This is a genomic window from Alphaproteobacteria bacterium (assembly GCA_017302575.1).
Taxonomy (GTDB): domain Bacteria; phylum Pseudomonadota; class Alphaproteobacteria; order Rickettsiales; family UBA3002; genus JAFLDD01.
In genome coordinates this window covers 1-25239 of sequence record JAFLDD010000001.1, presented here as the reverse complement: position 1 = coordinate 25239, position 25239 = coordinate 1, and the positions used below count along the sequence as shown (strand labels likewise).

26 protein-coding genes and 1 other RNA gene are annotated in these 25239 nt (G+C 50.9%); 10 read left to right on the top strand and 17 right to left on the bottom strand.

Annotation, left to right across the window (positions count from 1 at the left end; translation table 11 throughout):
* Window positions 1-76: 76 nt before the first annotated feature.
* The 12 genes from murB to mraZ all read right to left on the bottom strand — a co-directional run bounded on the left by murB (window position 77) and on the right by mraZ (window position 13791).
* The gene (gene murB / locus J0M34_00135) at window positions 77-988 is read right to left on the bottom strand and encodes a UDP-N-acetylmuramate dehydrogenase (GenBank protein MBN8542656.1); all 912 of its coding nucleotides are present in this window, start codon (window positions 986-988) and stop codon (window positions 77-79) included.
* On the bottom strand, window positions 988-2442 hold the full coding sequence (locus tag J0M34_00130; GenBank protein ID MBN8542655.1) for a UDP-N-acetylmuramate--L-alanine ligase: 1455 nt from the start codon (window positions 2440-2442) through the stop codon (window positions 988-990). Before J0M34_00130 ends, murB begins: the two co-directional genes overlap by 1 nt.
* A gap of 156 nt (window positions 2443-2598) precedes the next feature.
* The gene (murG, locus tag J0M34_00125) at window positions 2599-3747 is read right to left on the bottom strand and encodes an undecaprenyldiphospho-muramoylpentapeptide beta-N-acetylglucosaminyltransferase (protein ID MBN8542654.1); all 1149 of its coding nucleotides are present in this window, start codon (window positions 3745-3747) and stop codon (window positions 2599-2601) included.
* A 31-nt stretch (window positions 3748-3778) separates the two neighbouring features.
* Window positions 3779-4936: a putative lipid II flippase FtsW gene (ftsW, locus tag J0M34_00120; GenBank protein ID MBN8542653.1), complete on the bottom strand. Its 1158-nt coding sequence runs from the start codon at window positions 4934-4936 to the stop codon at window positions 3779-3781.
* On the bottom strand, window positions 4926-6287 hold the full coding sequence (locus J0M34_00115; GenBank protein MBN8542652.1) for a UDP-N-acetylmuramoyl-L-alanine--D-glutamate ligase: 1362 nt from the start codon (window positions 6285-6287) through the stop codon (window positions 4926-4928). Before J0M34_00115 ends, ftsW begins: the two co-directional genes overlap by 11 nt.
* The gene (locus tag J0M34_00110) at window positions 6287-7375 is read right to left on the bottom strand and encodes a phospho-N-acetylmuramoyl-pentapeptide-transferase (GenBank protein ID MBN8542651.1); all 1089 of its coding nucleotides are present in this window, start codon (window positions 7373-7375) and stop codon (window positions 6287-6289) included. Before J0M34_00110 ends, J0M34_00115 begins: the two co-directional genes overlap by 1 nt.
* Before the next feature lie 2 nt (window positions 7376-7377).
* The gene (gene murF / locus J0M34_00105; GenBank protein ID MBN8542650.1) at window positions 7378-8778 is read right to left on the bottom strand and encodes a UDP-N-acetylmuramoyl-tripeptide--D-alanyl-D-alanine ligase; all 1401 of its coding nucleotides are present in this window, start codon (window positions 8776-8778) and stop codon (window positions 7378-7380) included.
* Window positions 8775-10250: a UDP-N-acetylmuramoyl-L-alanyl-D-glutamate--2,6-diaminopimelate ligase gene (locus J0M34_00100; GenBank protein ID MBN8542649.1), complete on the bottom strand. Its 1476-nt coding sequence runs from the start codon at window positions 10248-10250 to the stop codon at window positions 8775-8777. The genes murF and J0M34_00100 overlap by 4 nt, the downstream gene beginning before the upstream one ends.
* Complete coding sequence (locus J0M34_00095; GenBank protein ID MBN8542648.1) at window positions 10234-12057, bottom strand: penicillin-binding protein 2; 1824 nt, start codon at window positions 12055-12057, stop codon at window positions 10234-10236. The genes J0M34_00100 and J0M34_00095 overlap by 17 nt, the downstream gene beginning before the upstream one ends.
* Window positions 12057-12410 (bottom strand): hypothetical protein, encoded by a 354-nt coding sequence (locus tag J0M34_00090; GenBank protein MBN8542647.1) that lies wholly within the window; start codon window positions 12408-12410, stop codon window positions 12057-12059. The genes J0M34_00095 and J0M34_00090 overlap by 1 nt, the downstream gene beginning before the upstream one ends.
* Window positions 12407-13339: a 16S rRNA (cytosine(1402)-N(4))-methyltransferase RsmH gene (gene rsmH, locus J0M34_00085; protein MBN8542646.1), complete on the bottom strand. Its 933-nt coding sequence runs from the start codon at window positions 13337-13339 to the stop codon at window positions 12407-12409. The genes J0M34_00090 and rsmH overlap by 4 nt, the downstream gene beginning before the upstream one ends.
* Window positions 13336-13791 carry a division/cell wall cluster transcriptional repressor MraZ gene (gene mraZ / locus J0M34_00080; protein ID MBN8542645.1) on the bottom strand — a complete coding sequence of 152 codons (456 nt, stop codon included), beginning with the start codon at window positions 13789-13791 and terminating at the stop codon, window positions 13336-13338. The genes rsmH and mraZ overlap by 4 nt, the downstream gene beginning before the upstream one ends.
* A gap of 342 nt (window positions 13792-14133) precedes the next feature.
* On the opposite strand from mraZ, the gene J0M34_00075 reads away from it, so the two are divergent.
* Complete coding sequence (locus J0M34_00075) at window positions 14134-14646, top strand: hypothetical protein (GenBank protein MBN8542644.1); 513 nt, start codon at window positions 14134-14136, stop codon at window positions 14644-14646.
* Between the two features lie 70 nt (window positions 14647-14716).
* An RNA gene (gene rnpB / locus J0M34_00070) (RNase P RNA component class A) lies at window positions 14717-15094 on the top strand.
* Window positions 15095-15275: 181 nt separating this feature from the next.
* Here rnpB and J0M34_00065 read toward each other — a convergent pair.
* Window positions 15276-15995: an N-acetylmuramoyl-L-alanine amidase gene (locus J0M34_00065; GenBank protein ID MBN8542643.1), complete on the bottom strand. Its 720-nt coding sequence runs from the start codon at window positions 15993-15995 to the stop codon at window positions 15276-15278.
* An 81-nt stretch (window positions 15996-16076) separates the two neighbouring features.
* On the opposite strand from J0M34_00065, the gene J0M34_00060 reads away from it, so the two are divergent.
* On the top strand, window positions 16077-16697 hold the full coding sequence (locus J0M34_00060) for a hypothetical protein (GenBank protein ID MBN8542642.1): 621 nt from the start codon (window positions 16077-16079) through the stop codon (window positions 16695-16697).
* Here the strand turns inward: J0M34_00060 and J0M34_00055 are convergent.
* Both J0M34_00055 and J0M34_00050 read right to left on the bottom strand, forming a co-directional pair.
* Complete coding sequence (locus J0M34_00055; GenBank protein ID MBN8542641.1) at window positions 16694-17569, bottom strand: EamA family transporter; 876 nt, start codon at window positions 17567-17569, stop codon at window positions 16694-16696. The genes J0M34_00060 and J0M34_00055 overlap by 4 nt on opposite strands.
* Window positions 17570-18061: 492 nt before the next feature.
* A complete protein-coding gene (locus J0M34_00050) occupies window positions 18062-18385 on the bottom strand; it encodes a DUF1476 domain-containing protein (GenBank protein MBN8542640.1) in 324 nt (107 codons plus the stop codon).
* 84 nt (window positions 18386-18469) lie between these two features.
* Between J0M34_00050 and J0M34_00045 the strand changes: the two genes are divergently transcribed.
* The 4 genes from J0M34_00045 (at window position 18470) to J0M34_00030 (ending at window position 20673) form a co-directional block, all read left to right on the top strand.
* Window positions 18470-19270, top strand: coding sequence for a phosphoribosylaminoimidazolesuccinocarboxamide synthase (locus J0M34_00045; protein MBN8542639.1), 801 nt, complete (start codon window positions 18470-18472; stop codon window positions 19268-19270).
* Window positions 19271-19273: 3 nt separating this feature from the next.
* Window positions 19274-19516, top strand: coding sequence for a phosphoribosylformylglycinamidine synthase subunit PurS (purS, locus tag J0M34_00040; GenBank protein MBN8542638.1), 243 nt, complete (start codon window positions 19274-19276; stop codon window positions 19514-19516).
* Window positions 19516-20208: a phosphoribosylformylglycinamidine synthase subunit PurQ gene (gene purQ, locus J0M34_00035; protein ID MBN8542637.1), complete on the top strand. Its 693-nt coding sequence runs from the start codon at window positions 19516-19518 to the stop codon at window positions 20206-20208. The genes purS and purQ overlap by 1 nt, the downstream gene beginning before the upstream one ends.
* 237 nt (window positions 20209-20445) lie before the next feature.
* On the top strand, window positions 20446-20673 hold the full coding sequence (locus J0M34_00030; protein ID MBN8542636.1) for a hypothetical protein: 228 nt from the start codon (window positions 20446-20448) through the stop codon (window positions 20671-20673).
* 191 nt (window positions 20674-20864) lie between these two features.
* Here the strand turns inward: J0M34_00030 and J0M34_00025 are convergent, their stop codons facing one another.
* Window positions 20865-21095 carry a BolA family transcriptional regulator gene (locus J0M34_00025; GenBank protein ID MBN8542635.1) on the bottom strand — a complete coding sequence of 77 codons (231 nt, stop codon included), beginning with the start codon at window positions 21093-21095 and terminating at the stop codon, window positions 20865-20867.
* 107 nt (window positions 21096-21202) lie between these two features.
* On the opposite strand from J0M34_00025, the gene J0M34_00020 reads away from it, so the two are divergent.
* The gene (locus tag J0M34_00020) at window positions 21203-21793 is read left to right on the top strand and encodes a hypothetical protein (GenBank protein MBN8542634.1); all 591 of its coding nucleotides are present in this window, start codon (window positions 21203-21205) and stop codon (window positions 21791-21793) included.
* Here the strand turns inward: J0M34_00020 and purL are convergent.
* The gene (purL, locus tag J0M34_00015; GenBank protein MBN8542633.1) at window positions 21790-24003 is read right to left on the bottom strand and encodes a phosphoribosylformylglycinamidine synthase subunit PurL; all 2214 of its coding nucleotides are present in this window, start codon (window positions 24001-24003) and stop codon (window positions 21790-21792) included. The genes J0M34_00020 and purL overlap by 4 nt on opposite strands.
* Window positions 24004-24106: 103 nt before the next feature.
* On the opposite strand from purL, the gene J0M34_00010 reads away from it, so the two are divergent.
* Window positions 24107-24475: a hypothetical protein gene (locus tag J0M34_00010; protein MBN8542632.1), complete on the top strand. Its 369-nt coding sequence runs from the start codon at window positions 24107-24109 to the stop codon at window positions 24473-24475.
* Window positions 24476-24611: 136 nt separating this feature from the next.
* On the top strand, window positions 24612-25239 hold a 628-nt coding region (locus J0M34_00005), incomplete at its 3' end, for a hypothetical protein (protein MBN8542631.1).

The following is a 25239-nucleotide window of genomic DNA, read 5'->3' as shown; positions in this document are numbered from 1 at the left end:
TGAGTTACACTTGCCGATAGGGATTTTTTGATTTGCACTAAGTCTAGCCTAGGATTTTCGCAGGTGCAACGAGGATTTAACGACGACCTATGCGTTTGATTTCCCACTCAAGCTCAACCCCCGAATGGGCTTTCACCCGCTTGCGCACTTCGTCGCCCAAGGCTTCGAGCGCGGCGGCGGTCGCATTGCCCGTATTAATCATGAAATTACAGTGCATAGGCGACATTTGCGCGCCATCAATCGTCAGCCCGCGGCAGCCTGCCCCGTCCACCAATTGCCATGCTTTATGGCCTTCGGGGTTCTTAAAGGTGCTGCCGCCAGTACGTTCACGCACGGGTTGCGTCGCCTCGCGCTTGGTCGTAATTTCGGTGATGCGTGTGTGAATAGCCGCACTTTCGCCCGCCGAAGTCTTAAACCACGCCTTGGTGAATATGAGCCCCTCTTGGCCACCAAAATGGCGGTACGTATAGTTGCAATCCTCCACGCTGAGCGTGTGAATCTTCCCTGCCCTATCGACTGCCTCGGCCTTAATCAGAACGTCTTTGGTTTCGCCCTCATAAGCGCCTGCATTCATGGCGAGCGCACCACCAATCGTGCCCGGAATACCCGCATAAAACTCTAACCCTGCACGGCCATGATCAGCGGCGAAGCGCGCCACGTTCACATCTAGCACCGCAGCACCTGCGACCAGCACATCGCCTTCAATCGTGATATCCGTAAATCCGCGACCAAGGCGAATCACTACACCTTCCAACCCACCATCACGAATAATGAGGTTCGAACCCACACCAATCACCGTAACGGGAACGGAAGCGGGCACTGCCCGCAGAAAATCCGCCAAGTCTTGTGCATCCGCAGGCTTGAATAAAACATCCGCCACGCCACCCACACGAAACCAGTTCGTCGGCGCAAGCGGCACGTCAAAGCGATAGCTGCCTCGCACCGTCGGCAAATCATATTTCGAAGATTGGGCGGCAGGCTGCGCCATTATGCACGCGCCTTTGTTTTCATGAGCGGCTCAAGTTGCGCTGGCAATGCATAGGCCCATTTCGAAATGCTACCCGCACCCAAACAAATCACGAAGTCATTTGGCTGCGCAATCTCCGCAATCATAGCGGCTAACTCAGCCTCGCTCGGTAATGCCAGCACATGCTTGTGGCCGTGCTGTTTCATGCCTGCGACAAGCGCATCACGGTTCGCACCTTCAATCGGGTCTTCACCCGCCGTATAAACATCCGCCACCAGCACGGTGTCGGCTTGGTCGGCGCAGGTGCAGAAATCTTTGAACAGGTTCGAAAAGCGCGTGTAACGATGCGGCTGAATCACCGCAATCACCTTGCCCTTCTTCGCTTCCACCGCCTGACGCGCCGATGACAGCGTCGCCATAATCTCCACCGGGTGGTGACCATAATCGTCAATAATCGTCACGCCATTCACTTCACCCGTTTTGGTGAAGCGTCGCTTCACGCCACCAAATTCTTTGAGCGTTTTTTTGATGGTCGTTTCGCTCATTCCCAACTCACGCGCCACCGCAATCGCCGCCAGCGTATTGCGCACGTTATGCAGCCCATACATCGGCAATTCGATAGCCTTGAGTGTCTGCACTTTCTCGGTTGCGCGATCGGTAATTTCCACATCGAACGTTTGGCCGCCCGACACTTGCGTAATATTCACCGCGCGCACATCCGCCTGCGGGCTGGTTCCATAGCTAATGATGCGGCGATCCGTGATTTTCGCAATCAGCGCCTGCACTTCAGGGTGGTCAATGCACAGCACACCGAAACCATAGAATGGCAGTTGCGTAATGAATTGATGGAACGCTGCCTTAAGCGCCTCAAAGTCGCCATAATGATCGAGATGTTCAGGGTCGATATTGGTAATCACCGCCACGGTCGAGGGGATACGAATAAACGTCCCGTCCGACTCGTCGGCCTCTACCACCATCCACTCCCCTTCGCCAAGGAAAGCATTGGTTCCGAACGCATTGATGATACCACCATTAATCACGGTGGGGTTCATATCCGCACCTTTCAGCAAGGTCGAAATTAGCGACGTCGTCGTGGTCTTTCCATGCGTGCCCGCAACCGAAATCGTTGCCTTTAGGCGCATCAACTCAGCCAGCATTTCCGCTCTGCGCACCACCGGAATACGCTGCGCGCGTGCCTCGACCACTTCTGGGTTATCTTGCTTCACAGCCGAAGAAATCACCACCACCGACGCACCTTTAATATGCTTCGCATCATGCGCGCCGATATTCACCGTCATGCCCAATTTGCGCAAACGATCAATCGTGTAGCTCTCTGCAATGTCCGAACCCTGCACCGTATAACCCAGATTATGCAGCACCTCGGCAATGCCGCTCATGCCAATGCCACCAATGCCCACAAAATGCAGCGTGCCGATATTGAGCGGCATCGTCTTTGCAATCGGGAAAATTTTCATACTACTCATTTTTACCACATAACTTTTTATAGATTATATCCAACCATATGCACACTAGCGAGAAACCAAAGAAAACCGCCATTCCAACATAATTTGCGCCACCCGCAATTAATAAACCAAGAAAAAAGATTATAACTACAAGTTTCTGGATAAACGTCATGCCGCATTCTCCAACTTCTCACGTTCACTGGCGACGTTTTCGACGCCAGCCACATTCAATACCAAGTTCGCCAACCCATCAGCCGCATCCGGCTGGCCAAGTGGCTTCATGTTCGCCGCTGCTTCGGCAAGCGTTTTGGGTACACGCAAAAATGTCTCCAGCTTCGCTGCTAGCGCATCCGCGGTGAACCCGTCTTGTGCCATCACCCAACCACCGCCCGCATCTTCTACCGCCTCGGCGTTGAAATATTGGTGGTTGTCAGTCGCAGCAGGTAGCGGCACCAAAATCGCAGGGCGACCCGCCGCCGTCAATTCCGCCACGCTCGATGCACCCGCGCGGCTAATCACCAGATGCGCACCCGCAAGTCGTGCTGCCACGTCGGCAAAGAATGGTGCAATATCCACCTGCATACCCATCGCCTGATAAGCAGCTTTCGCGTGTTCGATTTCACGCACGCGGCATTGCTGGTCGAGTCGCACACGCGCGCGCAGTTGTGGCGAAAGTTTTTCAAATGCCTTCGGTACGACATCACTAAATACGCTCGCACCTTGCGAGCCACCAATCACCAGAATCTTGAGCATGCCGTCCAACTCAACATGCGGATACTCAATTTTCGCGAGCGCCTGAATCGCCGAACGCACGGGGTTGCCCGTACGCGTCGTTTTAAGCCCCGCCTTAACTGGCATGAATTGCGTATTGCGATAACTCACCGCAATGTGATTCACGAATCGTGCGGCAAGACGATTGACGCGCCCCAGCACCGAATTCTGTTCATGGATAATGGTTGTCTTACGCAGCAAGATTGCCGCCACCATTGTCGGGAAGGAAGGGTAGCCACCAAAGCCCACCACCGCCACAGGCCTGATACGGCGCAGGTGATTCACCGCCTGCACGATACCAACTAGCAAACCCACACCATTCAAAATGATTTTAAGTATGCCACCGCTCGGCGAGCCCGCGCGAATCGTATGGATGGGGATACGCGACAGCACCGCATCCGCATTCAGCTTGTTATAATCATGAAAGCGATGGTCGGTAATAAGCTCAGGCGTGTATCCACGCGCCAAGAGCACCTCGGCCAGCGCTTCCGCAGGGAAAATATGGCCGCCTGTACCGCCAGCAGCGAGGATGATTGTCTTGCTCATGGACGGAATCTAGCCCCAGACGCTGGGATTATCAAGCAAAGCGCGTATTTTTGCTATCGCCTACCCTGCCATAGCGTTTACGGGTCAACGCCAGCATCATACCCATGCCGCCTGCCATGGCGATTAACGAGGAACCACCGTAGCTTAGAAACGGCAGCGTCATACCCTTAGCGGGCAACATATTCACGGCAACCCCCATATTCACGATCGCTTGAATGCCAAACTGGGCGAGCAACCCGCCTACCGCAATCACGGTGAACATGTCCTCTTCTTCCCAAAGCTTCACAAGGCCACGCACCACGATAAATGCGAATAGCGCAATAATCAGCACACAGAACACCAAGCCAAATTCTTCGCCTGCCACTGCAAAAATAAAGTCTGTATGTGAGTCAGGGATATGTTGTTTCACCACGCCTTCACCTGGCCCAGCACCCAGCAACCCACCATGTTTGAAGGCCTCCAAGGATTTGGCAACCTGATAGTTATCGCCTGAGCTTGGATCAAGAAAACTGGTAATGCGCTTTTCCACATGCGGGAACGCATGGTATGCGCCAACCACTCCCGCAACGCCTGCGAATATCATTAAAATCACCCACAAGAACGGCATACCCGCCAAGAAAAACTGTACCGCAAACATGCCCGAAACCGTTACCACCATCCCGAAGTCTGGCTGAATAATCAGCAAGAACGCAGCAATCATATACATCGCCGTTGCCAAACGATAACTTGGGAAATCCGCACTACGGAAGCGCTGTGCAAAAATCCAAGCCACCACAACCGCAAAACACGGTTTCATAAATTCGGAAGGCTGAATTGACATGCCACCAAGGCGAATCCAGCGAATCGCCCCTTTATTCTCAAAACCAATGAATGGCAGCAATATCATGAGTATTAGGCTCGCCGCCAAGCCAACTAACGCCAATCTACGGACTTGCGGAATCGGCAGACAGGAAACCGCAATCAACGTCGCCACTGATATCGCCAAGAATATCTGGTGGCGCGTTACAAAATAAAAATCCGAAAGACCGATACGATTAGCCACCGCAGGGCTTGCCGCCGCAACAAGAAAAATTCCGATCGATACCAGCACCATCATTGCAAAGAATGCAGGGCGGTCCACTGTCCACCACCAACGACCAAGCATCGTTGTATTTCGCCTGTCTAGATGCAAATTCAGTTTAAGCGACATCCTTGAGCTCCTCGAATAACTTCATAAACACCTCGCCACGGTGCTCGAAATTCCTGAACTGATCGAACGATGCGCAAGCAGGCGACAGCACCACTGATTCACCAAGCTGCGCGTTCGCACGTGCCGCAGCAAATGCGCGCTCAAGTGTTACACATTGAGTATGCGGAACCGTATCACCTAACGTTGCAGCAAATGCCTCTGCAGCTTCACCGATCAAATACGCATGTTTGATTTTATGAAAATAATGCTGCAGCGTTTCAATGCCACCCTCTTTGGGCACACCGCCAATAATCCAGTGCATCTTATCATAGGTTTTGAGTGCTTTCTCCGTCGCATCCGCATTGGTTGCCTTGGAGTCATTCACATACTGCACACCATTCACTTCGCCCAACCACTGCATACGGTGCGCCAGACCAGGGAAGCTATGCATAGCGCTCATAATCTGTTCATGTGATAAACCATGCACAAAACATGCAGCATAGGCTGCCGCAGCATTCTGCCAATTATGTTCACCTTGTAGAGATTTAATGGCAGCAATATCAGCCGTCACTTCTGCATCACCCAATCGATTATGCAGCACTGCATCACGCACAAAAACCCCCTTCTCCAACACCTGCGTGGTGCTGATGGGAATCACGCGTTGCTTTTGCGCCGCTAGCATCTCACGGCACATGGCTTCGCTATAGGGCTCATCCACCCCTAGAATTGCGATATCGCTTGGTTGCTGGCGGTCAAAGATATGGCGTTTTGCTTCAATATATCCTGCCATGTCGCCATGCCTGTCCAAATGGTCAGGGCTGAAATTCAACAATACGGCAATGCCAAAACGTGTCGTCTCCAACAAGTCGAGTTGATACGAAGATAGCTCCAGAACATAGTTCTCCGAAACATCAAAATTCAGTACCGCACGGCCGAGATTACCACCCACATCCACCAACTTGCCGGCCGTCTTCATGATGTGTCCAACAAGGCTTGTGGTGGTTGATTTTCCGTTGGTTCCGGTGATCGCAATATAGCGCGCATGTGGCTGCGCGCGATAGAGCAATTCAATATCACCAATAATTGGGCGCTGATGTTGCTCGGCGAGCTCGACGACCAAATGCGGTACAGGGTGCGTAAGCGGCACACCTGGGCTTAACACCAGCGATTCGATTTTCTCCCATGGCCACGCTTCAGGTGGTGCAACATTGACTGCAGCAATTTCTGCTTTTAGCAGCTCAGTGTTTTCCTGCTTATCGTCCCATGCATAGACGTCTCCGCCTCCTGCAAGAATGGCGCGAGCAGTGGCGTTTCCGGTTTTCCCCAACCCGAACAGCCCGTAGGTTTTGCCTGCAGCAAAGTCGAGTTTCATTAGCGCAACTTCAAGGTGGATAAGCCAATAAGCGCAAGAATCACCGCGATGATCCAAAACCGAATCACAATGGTGGGTTCCTTCCAACCGAGCTTCTCGAAATGATGGTGAATCGGCGCCATGCGGAACACGCGCTTGCCCGTAAGCTTAAAGCTCGCCACCTGAATCATTACCGACACCGCCTCCAGCACAAAGAGGCCACCAATTATCGCGAGCACTATTTCGTTCTTGGTAATCACACTAATGGTGCCGAGTGACCCACCAAATGCAAGGCTGCCCGTATCGCCCATGAATACCATCGCGGGTGGAGCATTGTACCACAAGAAGCCCAGACCAGCGCCAATCATCGCTGCACAGAATACCGCAAGCTCACCCGTACCCTTCACCGCCGTAATTTGCAGATACGATGAGAATACTGCGTTACCTACAAGGTAGCTGATAAGCGCAAAGCACCCCGCAGCAATCATGATGGGCACAATGGCTAAGCCATCCAGACCATCCGTTAAATTCACGGCGTTGGAGGCACCAATCATCACCAAAATTGCAAACGGGATATAGAGAATACCGAGGTCAACCAACAAATCCTTAAAGAAAGGCAATGCTAAATGCTGCGCGATATTGGGCGATGTCACATGCGAAATCCATAGTACAGCCACCAGTGCAATCACAAACTGCGCCAGCAGCTTTTTCTTACCTGAAAGCCCCTTCACATTCTTTTTAGAAACCTTGAGATAGTCATCTGCGAAACCAATTACGCCGAATCCAAGCGTTACGAACAGAACGATCCAAACATATGCGCTCTGAATATCTGCCCACAGAATGGTTGAAACACTCACGGCAAAGAGCATCATCAAACCACCCATGGTTGGCGTACCCTTTTTGGTAAGCAGATGCGTTTCTGGGCCATCATCGCGGATTGGCTGGCCACCGTGCTGCTTGCTTTTGAGCCAACGAATTAGGCGTGGTCCAATAATAAAACTAATAATAAGCGCGGTAATAATCGCGCCGCCACTTCTGAACGTCAAATAGCGAAAGAGGTTGAAGAACTGGAATTCATCTGCAAGCGGGAAAAGCAGTTGATAGAGCATTTCTATTCTCCTATTTTTTCAATCGCATCGACGACAACATCCATACGTGAGCCGCGCGAACCCTTAACCAGCACCAAGTCACGTGCCTGTAATGCAGAAACCACTTTTGGCGCTAGCGCAACACTATTAGCTTCGTATGCGCCCTTCATTTGCTCTGGCAATGCCTCGAACAAATGGCGCATGAATGCACCTGCAGCAAATACCAAATCAATCTGATTATTCACCAGCGTTGGCGCCAATCCAACATGCAAATCACGGCTATGTTCACCCAACTCTAACATGTCGCCGAGTACCACTACCGTACGCAACGGCTCTTTCGACGCAGCACGCAGTTCCGATACTTTCTCGATAGCGCCTTTCACAGCAATTGGGCTAGCGTTATAGGCATCATCAATCAGGCGCAGATGTCCGCCTTTTACTGACAATTTGCGAATCTGGCCTCTGCCTTTTGGCTCGCTGAATACTGCAAGCGCTGCAGCAGATTTTGCCAAATCCGCGCCCAACGCATCCACCGCCGAAAGTACCGCAACGGACATCAGCGCCCAATGTTTTCCGATCGTGCCAATGCGGTAGCTGATGTGCGTTCCAGCAATCGTTGCCTCAACAATCGAGTGCATATCTTCAATCTGATAACTGAGCATGCGCGACAATGCATTATCACCGCTACCAAAAGATATAATGCGATCCAAATCCTGCTTCACCGCATAGGCGCTAAGACGATCATAATGCGCGTTATCAGCATTGAGAATCGCCGTACCTTTACCACCCATGCCATCAAAAATTGTCGCCTTCTCATCGGCGATGCCTTCAACACCATTTTCAAAAAACTCGATATGTACCGCATCCACCGTGGTTATGATCGATACATCTGGCTTTGCCCAGTGCGAAAGCTTGGCAATTTCACCAGGGTGATTCATGCCCATTTCCAACACGACATACTGCGCATCAAGCGGCATGTTGACTAAGCTTAACGGCACACCCAGATGGTTATTCAAGTTACCCTTGGTAGCGTGAGTTTTCCCAATCGCCGAAAGCGCTGCTGCCAGCATTTCTTTGCAACCCGTTTTGCCAACACTGCCTGTAACGCCAATATATTTCGCAGCACTGCGTGATCGTGCAGCAATTCCCAAATTCTGCAGTGCGATTTCTGTATCATTCACCATTACTAATTGTGCAGCATCCACACCATCAATCGGCGCACTAACAACGGCAGCAACCGCCCCTTTAGCAAGCGCTTCACGCACAAAATGATGACCATCCATATTTGCACCTTTAAGTGCAACATAAAGCGCGCCACTTTCTATAGAGCGTGTATCAATGCTGACGCTCGTCGCCACCCACTGGCCACTGCATTGGCCATTCGTGGCCTTTGCTACTTCTTTGCTTTCCCATTGTGTCGTCATAGCGCCCTCACTGCGTTTTGAATCTCTTCCGCATCATCAAAATGATGGGTTTGCCCGCCGACGATTTGGGTGGTTTCATGTCCTTTGCCTGCAACGACTAGAACATCTCCCTCTTGTAGATTTTTAACTGCATGGGCAATCGCTTGCTTGCGATCGCCAATTTCGGTAGCGCCCTTTGCTGCAGCCATAATTGCTGCGCGAATAGCATCAGGGTTTTCACTGCGCGGATTATCATCCGTTACGATAACATGGTCTGCAAACTGGCTAGCAGCCTTACCCATTTCTGGGCGCTTGCCTGCATCACGATCACCACCGCAGCCAAACACAACATTCAGTTTTTTTGCGGTGTGGTGGCGCAAGGTCTTTAAGATGTTCTCAAGCGCTGCGGGCGTGTGCGCATAATCAACAAAGATAGGCGCACCATTGGGATGCATCGCCGCACGTTCTAATCTGCCGCGCACACCTTGTAGTTTAGCGAATAAGGGCAAGAGGTCATTTTGCGCAATTCCCGTCGCGCGCAACAGCCCATACGCAGCAAGAATATTGTAAAGCTGGAATGCACCATAAAGCGGCAGAGAAACATGGGCTTCAGAACCTTCCAGATGCAGCACAGCATCCAACCCACCCGCATGTGGGGTGAGCGAAACAATGCGATAATCCGCACCTGATTTTCCAAAGGTTTTGAACTGTAATTTGCGCTGCTTGGCAATGTCCTGCAACTGCGCAACATAGGGATCATCTGCATTGATGATAGCAGTACCCTGCTCAGGCAACAGCGTATCAAACAAGCGGGCTTTTGCTGCAAAATAATTTTCTAACGTACCGTGATAATCTAGGTGATCACGTGTTAAATTAGTAAATGCGGCCGCCGTTAATTTGAGCCCATCCAAACGCTTCTGGTCAAGCCCATGGCTTGATGCCTCAATCGAAATATACTCAACACCTGATTTGCTCAATTGCTGCAAAGTCTTATGCAGCAAGACTGGTTCAGGCGATGTATTATTAGGCGGGAATGCTGCGTTCATCTGCGCATCAGGTGAACGCAAACCCAACGTACCCATCGACGCTGCCTTATGCCCCAAAAGCGAAGCCATTTGGCGCACGAAATCTGCGGTAGAAGTCTTGCCATCTGTACCCGTCACCGCAAGACAATAACGTGGCTGCTCAGGATAGAATGCTGCAGCCAGAGCACTCACCGCCGCGCGTACGTCTGCCACACGAATGACAGGCACGGTAGCAATCACATCGCTCTTCGTTTTTTGCGGAAGCAATAGCGCCGCCGCACCCTTCTTGAGTGCATCGGGAACGTATTGCGTACCATCCGCCGTGACGCCAGGGATAGCGATAAACAACGCATTTTTTTCCATTGCGCGTGAATCAGTAACCACAGAAGAAATAGCAACATTGCTGTCGCCTGTTACCGCAACATTGGCCATGTTCGCACGCGCAAGTAACTCAGTAAGTGGCAGCATGAATTGCCCTTTCCTGAAGTTTTTGCATGCGACGTGTATTGATTTGCTGCACGCGGTTTTCTGCGTCCGCCCACCAGCCATCAATCTCGGCGTCGTCATAAGTAAAGTCTGGCGCCATGCCAAATAGCGGGGCCATGCGTTGTACCACGCGTCCTACTGCTGGCGCAGCAACCCAGCCGCCTGTCGCATACCCATACGTCGCCTTTGTGCCCTTCGGTTCATCCACCATGATAAGAATTACATACTGCGGATCGTTTGCCGGGAAGGCTGCAACAAATGAGGCTAGCTTTGCGTTTGCATTATAAGCACCACCCGTGTTCTTCTCGGCCGTTCCCGTTTTTCCGCCAACTACATAGCCTGGCGCATCACCCGATTTGCCCGTGCCATGCTCCACCACAAGGCGCAGCAATTTACGAATCTTTGTCGATGTCTCAGCAGTTACAACACGCTCGGCCTGCGGCTTATCTTTATTACCGTCCTTCATCAAAGTGAGCGTGCGCTTTGTGCCGTCACCCACAAGCGATGCAATGGCCTGCACCACATGCAACGGCGAGACGGAAATGCCATGACCGAAGGAAATAGTCATCGTATTAATCTTGCGCCAGTCGCTTGGCACTAGCGGCTTTGCGCGCTCTGGCAATTCGATGGATACAGGATCCAGAAGCCCTAGCTTTCTCAAATATTCCTGCTGACTTTCGGTGCCCAAATCGAGCGCCATTTTCACCATGCCAATATTCGAGGAATGCGCAAAAATTTCGCCGACAGAAAGCCAGCGATTCTCAGGGTGCGAATCATTAATCGTAAAGCTCGCCACCTTAATGGGATGACTAGCATCATACCCACCCGTCACATCCACTGTCCCCTTATCAAGCGCGGCAGCCAGCGTGAAGGTTTTGAAGGTCGAACCCATTTCATAAGCGCCAAGACTTGCACGGTTAAACGTCGCGCTTGGATTGGCGTTTGGATATTGCGGGTTGAATTCTGGCAAGTTCGCCATCGCAATAATTTCGCCACTCTTCACATCCGCAATCACGCCCGTTGCACCAATAGCGCTAAAGGTTTTTACCGCCTGCGCCATTTCATCACGCAATATGGACTGCGCACGCAAATCAAGCGACAACACCAACGGCTCACGCTCAATCGGATGCTGCAACTTCGCATCGAAAAACTTCTCGATGCCCGCAATGCCTTTATTGTCCGTATCAACATACCCCAATACATGCGCAAACAGCCCACCATAGGGATAAACGCGGCGCGTGTCGGTCTCGAAGAACAAGCCGGGAATTCCCAAATTATTCACTGCTTCTTGCTGCGCAGGCGTTAAGTGACGACGCATGTAAATGAAGCTGCGCTTCTTATTTTCGAGCTTATCCAGCAGCACCTGTAATGACTGGTCAGGAAAAATCCGCTGCAACTGCATAGCAACATCCGACTCATGACGAATGATAGTAGGGTTCGCAACCAGCGATGCCGTTTTAATGGAAGTCGCAAGCACATACCCATTACGATCCGTAATCTCACGACGCACGATATGCTGCGTGTCCGCCGCTTTCGAAATGTCGATTTCTTCCTCACGCTGAAGCAATAATTGCGGCTCACTCACCAAACGCTTGAAGGGCAAATCACCACCGCCCACCAACGTTACCTCAAGTAGTCTCAAGCCCAATGCTGCAAATGAGAGTGCAAAAAAGACTGCAACACAAATCAAGCGCAGGCGTGATTGCTCAAGCGCTTTATGCGAACGCGATTCACCGCGAACAACACGCTGAGCAGGACGATGAGAGGAAAGACGCTGGTATTTGCGCACTAAAACCCTCCCACCGGCTGAAAGAGCTGAGATCTTTCGCGTACCGATGGGATAGTTTCTTGTTCTTGTATACGGACAGGCAGTGCCTGAATATTGGTCATTTTGCGCGTATCAAATGGCGCAAGCGTTAAATGCTTTTCTGCCATCGCGCGCAGGCGCTCAGGACGATTCAAATACGCCCACTCGGCATTGAGTAAATGCAGCGATTCTTCTTCCTGCTTTAATTCCGCAGCTAAGCGATTCACTTCTTTTTGCATGTCCTGCACCGTGTATTTGACGAGGTATAAACCAAATGCCGCCACCGCAAACATGCCCACACCCACCAACCACGACATCATGCGCTGCTTCATCATGCGGCCACTCCCGAACGAATAGCCGAGCGCAATGTTGCAGAACGTGCCCGTGCATTTTGCGCTATCTCGTCATCGCTTGGCAGCACGCGTGATACGCTGCTGAATGCTGCATTCTGCTGAGGCGCGACAAGCGCTAGCGGCATGTGGCGCGACGAGCCCTGCGCCTTATCGCTATTGCTTTGCATGAATTGTTTGACGATGCGGTCTTCGAGTGAATGGAAGGTCACCACCACTAAACGACCACCCGGCTTTAGCAGCGCAAGCGCTGCATCAAGCGCCGCCCGAAGCTCCGCCAACTCCTGATTCACTTCGATTCGAATCGCTTGGAAAGTGCGGGTTGCAGGGTGAATTTTAACATGCCCGCGCTTGAAGCTCACGCGATCAACAATGGTTGCAAGCTGCTTGGTCGTAGTGATTTTACCAATGCTGCGCTCCATCATGATTTCATGAGCAATGCGCTTAGCATTTTTTTCTTCGCCATACTCGCGCAGAATGCGCACAAGCTCGCTCTCAGAGTAGGAGTTTACCACGTCATAGGCGCTGATGCCCGAGCGCTCCATGCGCATATCAAGCGGCGCATCCGCACGGAAACTGAAGCCGCGATCCCCCTGATCGAGCTGCATCGAGGAAACCCCGATATCGAGCACAATCGCGTCCACCTTCTCAATACCAGCCTGATTCAGCAGCGACACCATCGCGCCGAATCGGCCAGGCAGGAATAAAAAATGCCCAAGGGTTTCCCGGGCAAGCGCATCGGCAAGTAACTGAACATCAGGGTCGCGATCCATTGCAACCACACGGCACTTCGCAGCACCTAAAATTCCTCGACTATAGCCGCCCGCACCAAAGGTGCCGTCCACGACCACGTCGCCATCTTTCGCATCAACCGCTTGCAAAACTTCGCGCAACATGACGGGAACATGGCTCATTGCGCACCCCCCGATTTAAGCGTTGCACGCTTTGCTTTCGCGGTATCACGCGCCGCCGTTTCATGTTTCGCAAATGCAGCGGGCGCCCAAATCTCAAACGTTGCACCCTTACCGATGAAGGTCGCATGCTCCGTAATACCCGCACGCTTGAGCAGCGATTCAGGCAACACCACGCGGCCCTCATTATCGAAAGCAAGTTGCACAGCCGAACCCAAAATCGCCGTAGTGAACGCATCACGCTCCTCACTGAACGGATCGAGCGACTCGATTTGCGCATAAAGTTTTTCCATACGGTCCATGCCGCAGGCCTCTAGGCACTCATGCACAAAGGATGGATAAACGATGATGCCGTTAAAATTCTGATGGGAAAGCACAGCACGGAAGGTTGGCGGCACACTCACGCGCCCCTTCTTGTCGATCTGTTTTTCAAAGGTCGATAAAAACAGCGCCATGGCTGCGACCCCTTCCCTCTATTCGGTGCCCCCGCAGCCTGCAATCTGGCTTTGGGCGCGGTTGGTGACTATCCCCTGTCGTGCTCGCCCGCTTGAACAGACGTCCACATTTTCCAAATAAATCTTTGTTTTTAATTCAATCGGTTAAAAGAAGAATGCACCGACCAAACGTTTCGTTCATGACGAAGCCCAAATTGGTAAGTTTTGGGGTTATTTGGAATATTTTGGGAGATTATGGGTAAAACTTGGGCTGGTCAAGGGGTTTATTGGGATTTTTATGAATTGGCGAAAAACCCCCTGAACTGTCACGAAAATGCCATGGTTTTGGGGTAGGTTAAGCGAATGCCAATCTACCCCGATAGCGCCCTATTACGCCGCACCCAGTTCGCCAACGACGCGGGCAAAACGGGTATCATTTCGATTGCGGCTTACAGGACTTCAGAGGGCGATGTATCGATCCAGATTCGCCTAGCGGCGGATGTTCCCAGTATAGGCTGGGACGAATTAATGCCTAGACTAGAAGCAAAAGTGAGAAATATTACAGGTCACAGTAATGCCATTCAATACGACCCCAACATGCTTGCGCAGCACGAACATCCCATCGATCGTTTCGATTTTAACGGCGATGTTATGACCATCAAACATATCCCGTTAGAGAAACTCGATGAAGGCTTGGCCGCCATTGTCGGCGCATTATCGAGCGGTGTAAGCGTGCGCGATGGGCAAGGAATCAGCGCACCATTACTGACAGATGCTGCCGCCACAAAAGCCGTTCATGAGTTAGGGTTGAAACCGTTTGTAGAGGCGTTGCGCACACAAGGTTACGGCGGTGCTTCACGTCGTGAAACACCATAATACGGCCCTGAAGCTTAGCATTCGAGGATTTACTGGATTTTCGCCGCCATTTAGCGTATATCCCCTCTTGCCAGATGGCTGGATGACCGCGGGGTTATCGTATGTCGCAGCGAGGCTAAACCTCTAACGCGGCCCAATCAATCCCGAGGAAAGTCCGGACTCCAGGGAAACGGTGGCGGGTAACGCCCGCCGAGCGTGAGCTTAGGGAAAGTGCCACAGAGAACAAACCGCCAACTTCGGTTGGTAAGGGTGAAAAGGTGCGGTAAGAGCGCACCGCGTTGCTGGTAACAGTGACGGCATGGTAAACCCCACCGGGAGCAAGACCAAATAGGCGCACATCAAGGCTGTCCCGGCCGTGCGCGGGTAGGTTGCTTGAGCGTATGAGCAATCATACGCCTAGATGAATGGTCATCGACAACAGAATCCGGCTTACGGGCCATCTGGCGAGTTTTTTAATGCTTCGCAGCTCACTACTGAATCTCGAATAGCGGGAATGGAACGCCGCAGGATAACAAAGCGCTATCTCAATTTTGATTGGATACTAGGAGTTCAAGGCGAGGAAGGTTGAGCGTAGCAGCGCTACATGAACGCCTGACGAGACCGATGAACGACGACGTAGGCAACAAAATTCAGATAGCGCCATGCAGTGCGGCTAATATGCTTGCACACTCACCATCCCACACACCATCGACCTTGTCTTGACGCCAGTGGCGCTGAAACGCGATGACGCATTTTTCCGTCTTCTCGCCATACTCGCCGTCGGTCTTCAGGCCATAACCCCAGTTATTGAGCGATTGCTGCAAGCGCATCACGGGCGTGCCCGTCTCACCGCGCTTCATCTCAATTCCCACCATTGGCTTCACATCCTCTGGGAAAATGCCAACACCGTTTTGTGCCAACCATTTCCAGTCAAACAACTCACCCGGGTCCATTTTGCGAAGGAACGCAATGTCCGAGTGCCCCACCACGTTTTGCGCGGGGATGCTGTGCCGCGCTAGAATTTCTTGGCTCAATTTCAGCACGGCATCCATCTGCACCTTTGGAAACGGCGTATAACCTTCCGTGTGGCCAGGGTTGGAAATTTCGATGCCGATCGAACGCGAATTGATATTACTCACGCCACGCCAATGGCTTTCGCCAGCGTGCCACGCACGCTCCGACTCCTCGACCAATCGAAACACCTCACCTTCACGCGAAATCACATAATGCGCCGAGACTTTTGCTGCAGGGTCGCACAAGCGCTTCACCGCATCAAGGCACGTATGCATATCGGTGTAATGCATCACCAGCATATCGATATGCTGCTCATGGCGGGAATCATGATTGGGTGAGGTAAAATCTGTACGCATTTGCGCGGTTTAGTCCATATTCACTCGATTGCAAGCAATCTTAACTGTATCGTAACGATTATCGATTACTCATAGAGCAATATGACTGGTAATCTAACACCATTAACTCAAGTTTCAGGTGCTGTAGCCTACAGCTCAGCACCTGAAACACAGCAAGCATTTAAGAATTTCAAAAAAGAATTGCTGGATATTCTATTAGACTCTGACGACGACATGGCCGAATTGGCACGTTTCCATGGCTATGAAGCAGAACACCCCTCCTCTGTAAGTATTAGGACGGATGAAGATGCAATCCAAATGCTCCTCAAAAAATATGGTCTGGACTATTCAGATACCACTGGCGAGTTATTGTTATTCGCATTGAACCAAATCTCTGCGGCCATGCATCTAGCTTATCACAAAGGAACGGCGGTTGGAAAAACAAATGACGCCCTATTTTATCCTGGATGTGGAGAGATAGACCCTGAAAATGAAGACCTGAACGCACAAAGGATCTGGATTTATCATCAAAGCTCCGAGGAACAGGCCATTGGCGATCCAGAAGACGAGGAAGTGCTTGGACTGCAAGAGCGGCCTGAGAGGCCGTTGGATGCGTTTGATGTGCTCCGCCTACCCGAGCACAGAGCCGAAATGAAAGCGCTGATTGATAAAGGCGAAGACGTAAAGCTAGAGAGTGCGCGCACTGCTGTTGGCAGGTGCTAAACCCGTTCCAGCTCCGCCAACTTTGGCCTTCTCAGTGTAATGATAGCAACACCCGCAACCGTCAATAGCGCACCGACGACAAGCTCCATTGTCATGCTTTCACCAAAGAACACCATGCCGCAACTAATACCAAATACAGGCACGAGCAACGAATAAGGCACGACCTGATTCACCGCATAGCGCGCCAGCAACCATGTCCATAATCCGTACCCAACAATCGACGACATGAGCGCGCTATATGTCACGCCTGCCCACGCAGTCCACGCCGCATTTTCAAGCGCTGCCACCTGCCCACTTTCAAACAGCAGCGACAATATCGCCATTTGTGGAATCGCAAAAACACCTGGCCAGAAAAGCGTCGCCGTCACGCTCGCAGGCGCCATGCGCTTCATGTGAATATTACTCGCTGCCCAACCCAACGCACCCACAAGGCCGATACCAAATGCGAGCGAATGATCTTGAACATCTGGTGCACCTGTGACCACAACGACCCCAGCAAATGCAAGCGCCAAACCCGCCGTTCGCCACGGCCCAAGATAGTCTTTGAAAAAAATTGCCGCCAACATCGAGCTAAACGGCACACCAAGCTGCGTAGCAATAATCGCACTCGTCACCGAAAGCCCTAAATACATGGCGAAGAAAATCATCGCGAAGTGGCCAGTGATATACAGCAACGAAAGAATCAGCATGTCTTTCAAGTTCGGAAGCTTCTGTCGCACAATAAATGGCAGCAACAAAATGCTCAGCCCAACAAAGCGAATTAGTATGGTAAGAAATGGCGGGAAATACTCCATCGCAAATTTGCTGGCGGTGAAATTTGCACCCCAACAAAATGAAACGAGTATCGCAGCAAGTATGGCGTGAATGGGCATGCGCTGCCTGTAGGCGAATCCATAGAACAAAGCAAGTAAACGCGTAGCGCCGCAGTTGCGCGAGCCGCGAAGCGGCGGAGGGAGTTACGAGGGAACGAAGGGTTCCCTCGTACCCAAAATAATCCACTGGATTTCTGAACGGGATTTTACTATTATCCACATCCCCGAGCAAAAAAGAGGGCCTGAGATTACTCTCAAGCCCCAAGTCGCTCGGCAAGCAACTGTTTTCGGCAAGCCTCAGCAATGAGGGGGCCGAATTCCGTACGTAAAAGGCATCAGGTGTAACAACCTTGGTGCCTTTTTCATTTCTTGGGCAACAACTGCCCTACACACACTATATATAGAGATGCCGGTAAGCCCGCAACAAGATTTTGTTTGCCCTGTGTATTTCTCTAAACCACTAAGCAATATGTGTTTTTTGCGTCACATATTGTTATATCTACGTATAGCTTCTTGGGGATAGTAAATCTAGCTATGGTAGGTCGCTGTGACTTATTTGCCTTCCATTACTTGCTGGCGTGCAACAGGTTCTAATTTGGCAATTTCATTAACAATATCAGACTCTTTCAGGCCAATTCCTGCCGCCGATAAATCGCTAAGTACCTTATGTATCACATCGGCATCGCCTGGTAGCTCAAAATCGCTCATCACCACCTCTTTGGCATAGGCCTCTGCTGCATCACCAGCCTTACCCAGTTGCTCAGCAGCCCAAAGCCCCAATAATTTATTGCGACGGTTGGTGATTTTGAATTTTAACTCTTCGTCTAAGGCATATTTATTCTCAAAGTTTTTCTCGCGGTTATCGAACGTGCTCATAAATCCCTCTAAATACTAGACGTGAATCAAAAATCGCCCTATGCACATAGTAGTATTTCCACAAAACTCAAGCGCGATAGATCCATGAGCAAACAACCCATCTACGAAGGCAAGGCCAAAAAACTCTTTGAGGGGCCAGAGCCAGGCACATTAATTCAACATTTCAAAGACGACGCTACCGCGTTCAACAACAAGAAGCGCGGCACGATTGAAGGCAAAGGCGTCATCAATAATAAGGTTTCCGAGTTTCTCATGTCACGCCTGAATGAAATGGGTATCCCTACCCACTTTATTCGCGGCCTAAATATGCGTGAGCAACTCGTACGTGCGGTCGATATCATCCCGCTAGAAATTATTGTTCGCAACTACGCTGCTGGTTCATTCGCTGAGCGCTTTGGCGCTATCGAGGGCGAACCACTTGGCTCACCACTCATTGAGTTCTGCCTGAAGGACGACCGTCTGGGCGATCCATTTATCGCCGAAGATCACGTTTATGCATTCGGTCTCGCCGAGCCAGAAGAGATCGACGAAGTGCGTCACTATGCATTGCGTGTGAATGATTTTGTGAGCGGCCTGTTCTACGGTGTTGGCATTCGTCTTATCGACCTCAAGTTAGAGTTTGGTCGCTTCTATGATGGCGAAATGGTGCAAGTCATGCTGGCCGACGAAATCTCGCCAGATACCTGCCGTTTGTGGGACATCACCACCAACGACAAGATGGATAAAGACCGCTTCCGTCGCGACCTTGGCAAAACTGAAGAAGCCTATCGTGAAGTAGCGCGCCGCTTAGGTGTCCTACCAACGGGTAGCGTGGTTGAAAGCAATGTGTTCGCAGGCAAAGCGAAAGCCAAAGCAAAACCTGCCGCTAAACCTAAGAAGAAGTAAGCCATGAAAGCAAAAGTACATGTGACGCTGAAAAACGGCGTGCTTGATCCTCAAGGAAAAGCGATCGAAACCGCACTCGACCATCTTGGATTCTCGGGCGTTGCGGGCGTGCGCGTTGGTAAATACATTGAGGTAGACCTGCAAGGCGCTGACAAAAAATCAGCACAGGAAGCGGTCAGCCAAATGTGTGAAAAGCTACTAGCCAACACCGTCGTTGAAAAATACGCTGTAGAGATTGCCGAATAATGAAATCCGCCGTCGTCGTATTCCCTGGTTCCAATTGCGATCGCGATGCCTACACCACCCTGCGTGATGTTGGCCTCAATCCTTCTTACGTTTGGCACGGTGATTCTTCCCTACCCGATGGTCTGGATGTCATAGTCCTGCCAGGTGGTTTTTCGTATGGCGACTATCTGCGTTGCGGCGCTATGGCGGCACGCTCACCTATCATGCGCGAGGTCATTGCTTACGCCACTAAAGGCGGCCACGTCATCGGCATTTGCAATGGGTTTCAGGTGTTGTGCGAAACGGGCTTGGTTCCTGGCACGCTGATGCGCAATCGCCATCTCAAATTTAATTGCCACAATACGAATTTGCGCGTTGAGTCAAATGATTCCGCGTTCCTTTCGGGCTACAAAAAAGGTCAGGTGGTGAACTTCCCAGTGGCGCATGCCGAGGGTAATTACTTCGCCGATGCGGACACTTTAAAGCGCCTTAATGATAACGGCCAAGTCGCCCTGCGTTACGTCGATGCGGCGGGCAAACCTAGTGACGAAGGTAATCCAAATGGTGCGGTTGAAAATATCGCGGGTATTACCAACGAAAAGAAAAACGTATTGGGCCTCATGCCCCACCCAGAGCGCCATGCCGACCCCGAACTTGGCGGCTCGGACGGCCGTATTTTATTCGAAAGCGTCCTTAAAAAGTTCGCCGCCTAAACTACCCGTTATATGAGGCCAGTAGGCCGAATCAGCCTTGAGCACGCTTCATGGCGAGGCCAGTAGGCCGAATCAGCCTTGAGCACGCTTCATGGCGAGGCCAGTAGGCCGAGCTGGAAGCATTCATAAAATCTCCTTAAAATGCCCGCCTAAGTTAACCTTCCGTTAACTCTCTTTTGTTATTCTGCTTGATGACGCGGAGACAATACCGCATCGGCAAACATAAGAGGATTAGGAATGGGCGCGGCATCGACAAGCAGTAACTATACAGAGCTACCGCCTGCATACTTATCAGCGGTTAGTTACGGAATTGAATCTCAAATAGATTTGACTGACCCTAGCGCAAGTACACTGGTAGGCAATACTGCAAAATTTGCCTTCAGAGATGGTGGCGGCATTCAAACGCCAACAGCAAGAACATTTGCAGCGTTGCAGGAAGAAATTAGCGCAGGTCGATTCGCTTAAACAGTTTCATACGTGGTTTGCCATACACTCATCGGCCCTTAAAAAAGGCCGATTTTTTTTGCCCCAAAATTCTATTCGATAGATTAGTGAGCCAGATGCTAGGAGCACTTGCCACGCTTGAGGAGACGATTGTAGCCGCGCTACATGAGGATTCGCAAACGTGGATGCGACGACGCAGATGGTTCGCTGGACTATCGAACCTTTGTTTCCACAGCGAGTGCATGAAGCGTCGTGCCCATATCTTTGCCAAAGGCCGCATAAACCATTTGGTGCTGCGCTACGCGTGACTTGCCCGCGAATGCTGCGCTCGTCACCATCACTTTCCAGTGGTCGTTGTCACCCGCTAAATCTTCGAGCACAATCTGCGCGTCAGGAATCGCTGCTTGAATACGTTTGGTAATTTCTTCACCACTCATGGGCATTGGGCTTTTCCTATCTTATTGATTTTTAATAACTTAGATTGTCCCTAACGCAAGCATTTTCACACAATCTTCACACAAATACCTATGTAACATTCTAAAATAATGGAATGGAATTAGATAAACAAACACGTTCAAAAGTCTGGTGGGGTGGCGCTATCAGTAGCGCGCTCAAAGGCATTCCGCAAGGCTTGCTACTTGGCGCAATTGGCGCTGGTGTATTATTCGGCGGCATTTACCTGCTTGGTCTTAGCGGCATTTCCATATTTGGTTTCTCGGGAGCAGGTCTCGCGCAGGCATTTGGCTCCTTCCTTTATACCGTGCCTGCAGGTGGCGTCGCAACGACCACGAGCATGATCTCTCCGTGGCCGGTCATTGCACTTAACACAGTGCTGACTGCGGTCGGCAATTTCCTGACCGGCGGCGATCTGGCGGTAGCGCAGTACAAACAGCAGGTCGATCACGAGCATAATAATCAGCGTATTCGCGCGATTGAAGGCCGCGAGCAACAGATGGAACAGATCGTAGCGCGCCATTTGAACGACGCAAATCACCACACGCATGAAACACCAAAGACATCACAGCGCGTACAAAATATTTTGGAAGAAGGCCCGCGCGTGAAGGTCGATAAACCACGTGATTCACACGCTGAAGACGCTATCACCAGCCGCCTTGAAGCAGCCGAGCGCACGATTCATTAGGCGGCCATAAAGCCTGGCAACCATGTTTCGTTGACATCATGTAAATGCTGCACAGGCGCACGCAACACATCTTCTACAATCAACAAATCAGCAATTGTTGTACCCAAATCAGTGAATGGAATTTTTGCCTGATTAAGCTTCAGTAGCAGTGCGTCTTTCTTCTCGGCGTTCGCGGCAACGACATAGCGCGCCTGATCTTCGGCAAAGCCGTAAACATGCGCAGGAAGATTGTTCGGGAATCTCAGTTGTGCGCCGATACGGTTTGGCAGGCACATTTCTGCGATAGCAACGAGCAACCCACCGTCCGACAAATCGTGACATGCCGTAAGGAGATTCACTCGAATGAGATCGCGCACAAAATCACCAATACGTTTTTCTTGTGCTAAATCGACTGGTGGTGGCGGGCCTTCTTCACTACCTAAAATCTCACGCAGGTAGAGCGAGCTGCCCATATGCCCCTTCGTTTCACCAATCAGCAAGATCGAGTCACCCACATGCTTGAAAGCGCTACCAACGCGCTTGCTTGCATCCTTGAGTAAGCCAACACCACCAATCGCAGGCGTCGGTAATACGCCCTGCCCGTTCGTCTCGTTATAAAGCGACACATTGCCCGAAACGACAGGGTAAGAAAGCGCACGGCACGCTTCCGCCATGCCTTGAATACTACCCACAATCTGACCCATGATTTCAGGTTTTTGCGGGTTACCAAAATTCAAACAATCCGTAATCGCCAATGGTTCTGCACCCACTGCTGTCAGGTTGCGCCATGTTTCCGCAATGACTTGTTTGCCACCTTCATACGGGTCGGCATAGACATAGCGCGGTGTGCAATCCGTCGTAATCGCAATGGCTTTTTTCGTACCATGCACACGCACAATCGCCGCATCACCACCTGGGCGCGCAATCGTATCATTCATCACCATGTGATCATATTGCTGCCAGATCCAACGCTTGCTCGCAATGTCTGGGCACGCCATCAGTTGCGCCAATGCTTGGCCAACATCGGCGGGGGCTCTCACCTCGCCCAGTGCTGGTCGCTGCGGCGTAATCACGTACGGTCTGTCATAGACTGGCGCAGCATCCGACAAGGGAGCTACGGGAATGTCGCACACGGTTTGACCGTCCATCTTCAGCACCATACGGCCCGTGTCGGTCAGCACACCGATCGTGCCGTATGAAATTTCCCATTTCTTGAAAATCGCTTCGGCAACTTCCACCTTGTCTGGCTTCACCACCATCAACATACGCTCTTGCGATTCGCTGAGCATAATCTCATAAGGCGTCATGCCTTCTTCGCGCATTGGCACATCATTGAGGTTCAGCTCGATGCCCAAATCACCTTTGCTCGCCATCTCAAGTGATGAACAGGTAAGGCCCGCCGCACCCATATCCTGAATCGAGACAATCGCATCCGTCTGCATCAACTCAAGGCATGCTTCAATCAATAGCTTCTCGGCGAACGGGTCACCCACTTGCACGGTTGGGCGCATCTCTTCCGTATCCTCATTGAATTCCGCGCTCGACATGGTCGCGCCGTGAATACCGTCGCGTCCCGTTTTCGCACCAAAGTAGATAACAGGGTTGCCCACGCCTGAAGCGGTCGAATAAAAAATCTTATCCGTATCAGCTAGGCCCACACACATCGCATTGACGAGCGGATTGCCATTATAGGATTTGTGGAAAATCGTTTCACCGCCAACCGTCGGCACGCCCACACAGTTACCGTAATGCGAAATGCCCGCCACCACACCATCGACAATATGGCGCGTTTTCGAATTCTGCGGATCACCAAAACGTAGCGCATTCATCATCGCAATTGGGCGCGCACCCATGGTGAACACGTCGCGCAAAATGCCGCCAACACCCGTTGCTGCGCCTTGGAAGGGTTCGATGAAGCTTGGGTGGTTATGCGATTCCATTTTGAAAATCACCGCCTGCCCATCACCAATATCGACTACTCCTGCGTTCTCGCCAGGGCCGCAAATCACCTGCGGGCCTGTAGTTGGAAAGGTCTTAAGCCATTTACGTGTGGTTTTGTAAGAGCAATGCTCGCTCCACATCACCGAGAAAATACCGAGTTCAACCAAGTTCGGCGCACGCCCCAGAATATCCACCACGCGTTCATATTCGTCATGAGTCATGCCATGCGATTCGATGATTTCTTTCGTGATAACAGGAGATTGTTCTTTGATTTTCTGGGCAACAGCCATGGGAACCTCGTTTGTTGGCCGTAACACACCATTATGTGCGGCTTTGGTCAAGCGCAGTTGCAAGCTGTACGCATTTGTTTTAACCTGCTAAAAAGTAGCCACTATGATCCCACGCACCATCACAACAGTTCTCGCACTCTGCTTTGCGCACCCAGCCTCGGCTACCCCTGCTAATGCGATAGAAAGTCTGCTGAACCATTCTACAATGGGCCCTTCGGCACTAGCCAAGATGCAAATGCTCGCCAAAGATGACTATTACAAAGTCTGCCTGCAAAAAGCGAAGCAATACACCGCAGAGGGCCGTAAGCATAACTTAACTGACGATTTCTGTCGCTGTGTCTCCAATAATGTAAATCTAAGCAAAGACGATTTTATTGCCCTTTCCAAGAATCAGGCACCTACTAGTCCAGGCTCAAATATGGGCAATGCCATAAGTATTTGTAATAAAAATTTCGGTATTGCACCCAAGTAGCATAGGCTCTAGGTAGCCCTCTTTAGTAGAGTTTATGATCGAAAACCCACCATTATGTACGGCTTTGGTCAAGCATAGGCTTGCAAAAATCCACGGATAGACTATACAAAATCGTCCATTTCACCTAAAAAGCTTTATGTCACGCAAGCGCCTGTATGTTTTAATTTCAGTCGCCGCAATCCTGCTTGTCTATTATCTGATTAGCACGGCGGCCACAAATCAGATTCGACTAAGTCTGAAACAGACTTGCATCGAAGATGCAAAACGCAACCATCAATTCGACACAGCACTTTCCGATGATGCACCCGCCGCATTCTCATATTGTCTATGTATTTATGATGGCATCCATTTTACAACCAGCGAAGTTGCTGCTTTGTTTTTTTTACATGAGATTCCAAAAGGTCTTGACGTTTATGGTCTAAAGCGTCGCCAAGCCTGCATGCAATGGATGGGTAATATGGGACGACCCATCCCGATTGCTACTGCTCCAACATCCGCAGAGGGCAAACAACACGTTGAAATATGCATGCTAAGCGTTGAAAAATCACAGAAAACAGATAAGCAGCTTTTTATGTTTGAAAATTACGAACACCTGAGCCGCAATATGTGTAATTGCGTTGCAGACGACACGTTGTTCTCACCTGAAGAGCATATTTCCATCGCAAATGATCGAGCAACGTCTGAGACAAAGCAAAAGATGCAATATCAAGTGAAAGAGTGTTTTAGGAGCTATGGCGGGTTGCACTGGATTGACGATGTAGTAT

What these genes read in the sequence shown, in the direction of transcription:
- murB (MBN8542656.1), bottom strand. Translation starts at nt 988, where the DNA reads ATGGCGCAGCCTGCCGCCCAATCTTCGAAATATGATTTGCCGACGGTG.
- J0M34_00130 (MBN8542655.1), bottom strand. Translation starts at nt 2,442, where the DNA reads ATGAAAATTTTCCCGATTGCAAAGACGATGCCGCTCAATATCGGCACG.
- murG (MBN8542654.1), bottom strand. Translation starts at nt 3,747, where the DNA reads ATGAGCAAGACAATCATCCTCGCTGCTGGCGGTACAGGCGGCCATATT.
- ftsW (MBN8542653.1), bottom strand. Translation starts at nt 4,936, where the DNA reads ATGTCGCTTAAACTGAATTTGCATCTAGACAGGCGAAATACAACGATG.
- J0M34_00115 (MBN8542652.1), bottom strand. Translation starts at nt 6,287, where the DNA reads ATGAAACTCGACTTTGCTGCAGGCAAAACCTACGGGCTGTTCGGGTTG.
- J0M34_00110 (MBN8542651.1), bottom strand. Translation starts at nt 7,375, where the DNA reads ATGCTCTATCAACTGCTTTTCCCGCTTGCAGATGAATTCCAGTTCTTC.
- murF (MBN8542650.1), bottom strand. Translation starts at nt 8,778, where the DNA reads ATGACGACACAATGGGAAAGCAAAGAAGTAGCAAAGGCCACGAATGGC.
- J0M34_00100 (MBN8542649.1), bottom strand. Translation starts at nt 10,250, where the DNA reads ATGCTGCCACTTACTGAGTTACTTGCGCGTGCGAACATGGCCAATGTT.
- J0M34_00090 (MBN8542647.1), bottom strand. Translation starts at nt 12,410, where the DNA reads ATGATGAAGCAGCGCATGATGTCGTGGTTGGTGGGTGTGGGCATGTTT.
- rsmH (MBN8542646.1), bottom strand. Translation starts at nt 13,339, where the DNA reads ATGAGCCATGTTCCCGTCATGTTGCGCGAAGTTTTGCAAGCGGTTGAT.
- mraZ (MBN8542645.1), bottom strand. Translation starts at nt 13,791, where the DNA reads ATGGCGCTGTTTTTATCGACCTTTGAAAAACAGATCGACAAGAAGGGG.
- J0M34_00075 (MBN8542644.1), top strand. Translation starts at nt 14,134, where the DNA reads ATGCCAATCTACCCCGATAGCGCCCTATTACGCCGCACCCAGTTCGCC.
- J0M34_00065 (MBN8542643.1), bottom strand. Translation starts at nt 15,995, where the DNA reads ATGCGTACAGATTTTACCTCACCCAATCATGATTCCCGCCATGAGCAG.
- J0M34_00060 (MBN8542642.1), top strand. Translation starts at nt 16,077, where the DNA reads ATGACTGGTAATCTAACACCATTAACTCAAGTTTCAGGTGCTGTAGCC.
- J0M34_00055 (MBN8542641.1), bottom strand. Translation starts at nt 17,569, where the DNA reads ATGCCCATTCACGCCATACTTGCTGCGATACTCGTTTCATTTTGTTGG.
- J0M34_00050 (MBN8542640.1), bottom strand. Translation starts at nt 18,385, where the DNA reads ATGAGCACGTTCGATAACCGCGAGAAAAACTTTGAGAATAAATATGCC.
- J0M34_00045 (MBN8542639.1), top strand. Translation starts at nt 18,470, where the DNA reads ATGAGCAAACAACCCATCTACGAAGGCAAGGCCAAAAAACTCTTTGAG.
- purS (MBN8542638.1), top strand. Translation starts at nt 19,274, where the DNA reads ATGAAAGCAAAAGTACATGTGACGCTGAAAAACGGCGTGCTTGATCCT.
- purQ (MBN8542637.1), top strand. Translation starts at nt 19,516, where the DNA reads ATGAAATCCGCCGTCGTCGTATTCCCTGGTTCCAATTGCGATCGCGAT.
- J0M34_00030 (MBN8542636.1), top strand. Translation starts at nt 20,446, where the DNA reads ATGGGCGCGGCATCGACAAGCAGTAACTATACAGAGCTACCGCCTGCA.
- J0M34_00025 (MBN8542635.1), bottom strand. Translation starts at nt 21,095, where the DNA reads ATGCCCATGAGTGGTGAAGAAATTACCAAACGTATTCAAGCAGCGATT.
- J0M34_00020 (MBN8542634.1), top strand. Translation starts at nt 21,203, where the DNA reads ATGGAATTAGATAAACAAACACGTTCAAAAGTCTGGTGGGGTGGCGCT.
- purL (MBN8542633.1), bottom strand. Translation starts at nt 24,003, where the DNA reads ATGGCTGTTGCCCAGAAAATCAAAGAACAATCTCCTGTTATCACGAAA.
- J0M34_00010 (MBN8542632.1), top strand. Translation starts at nt 24,107, where the DNA reads ATGATCCCACGCACCATCACAACAGTTCTCGCACTCTGCTTTGCGCAC.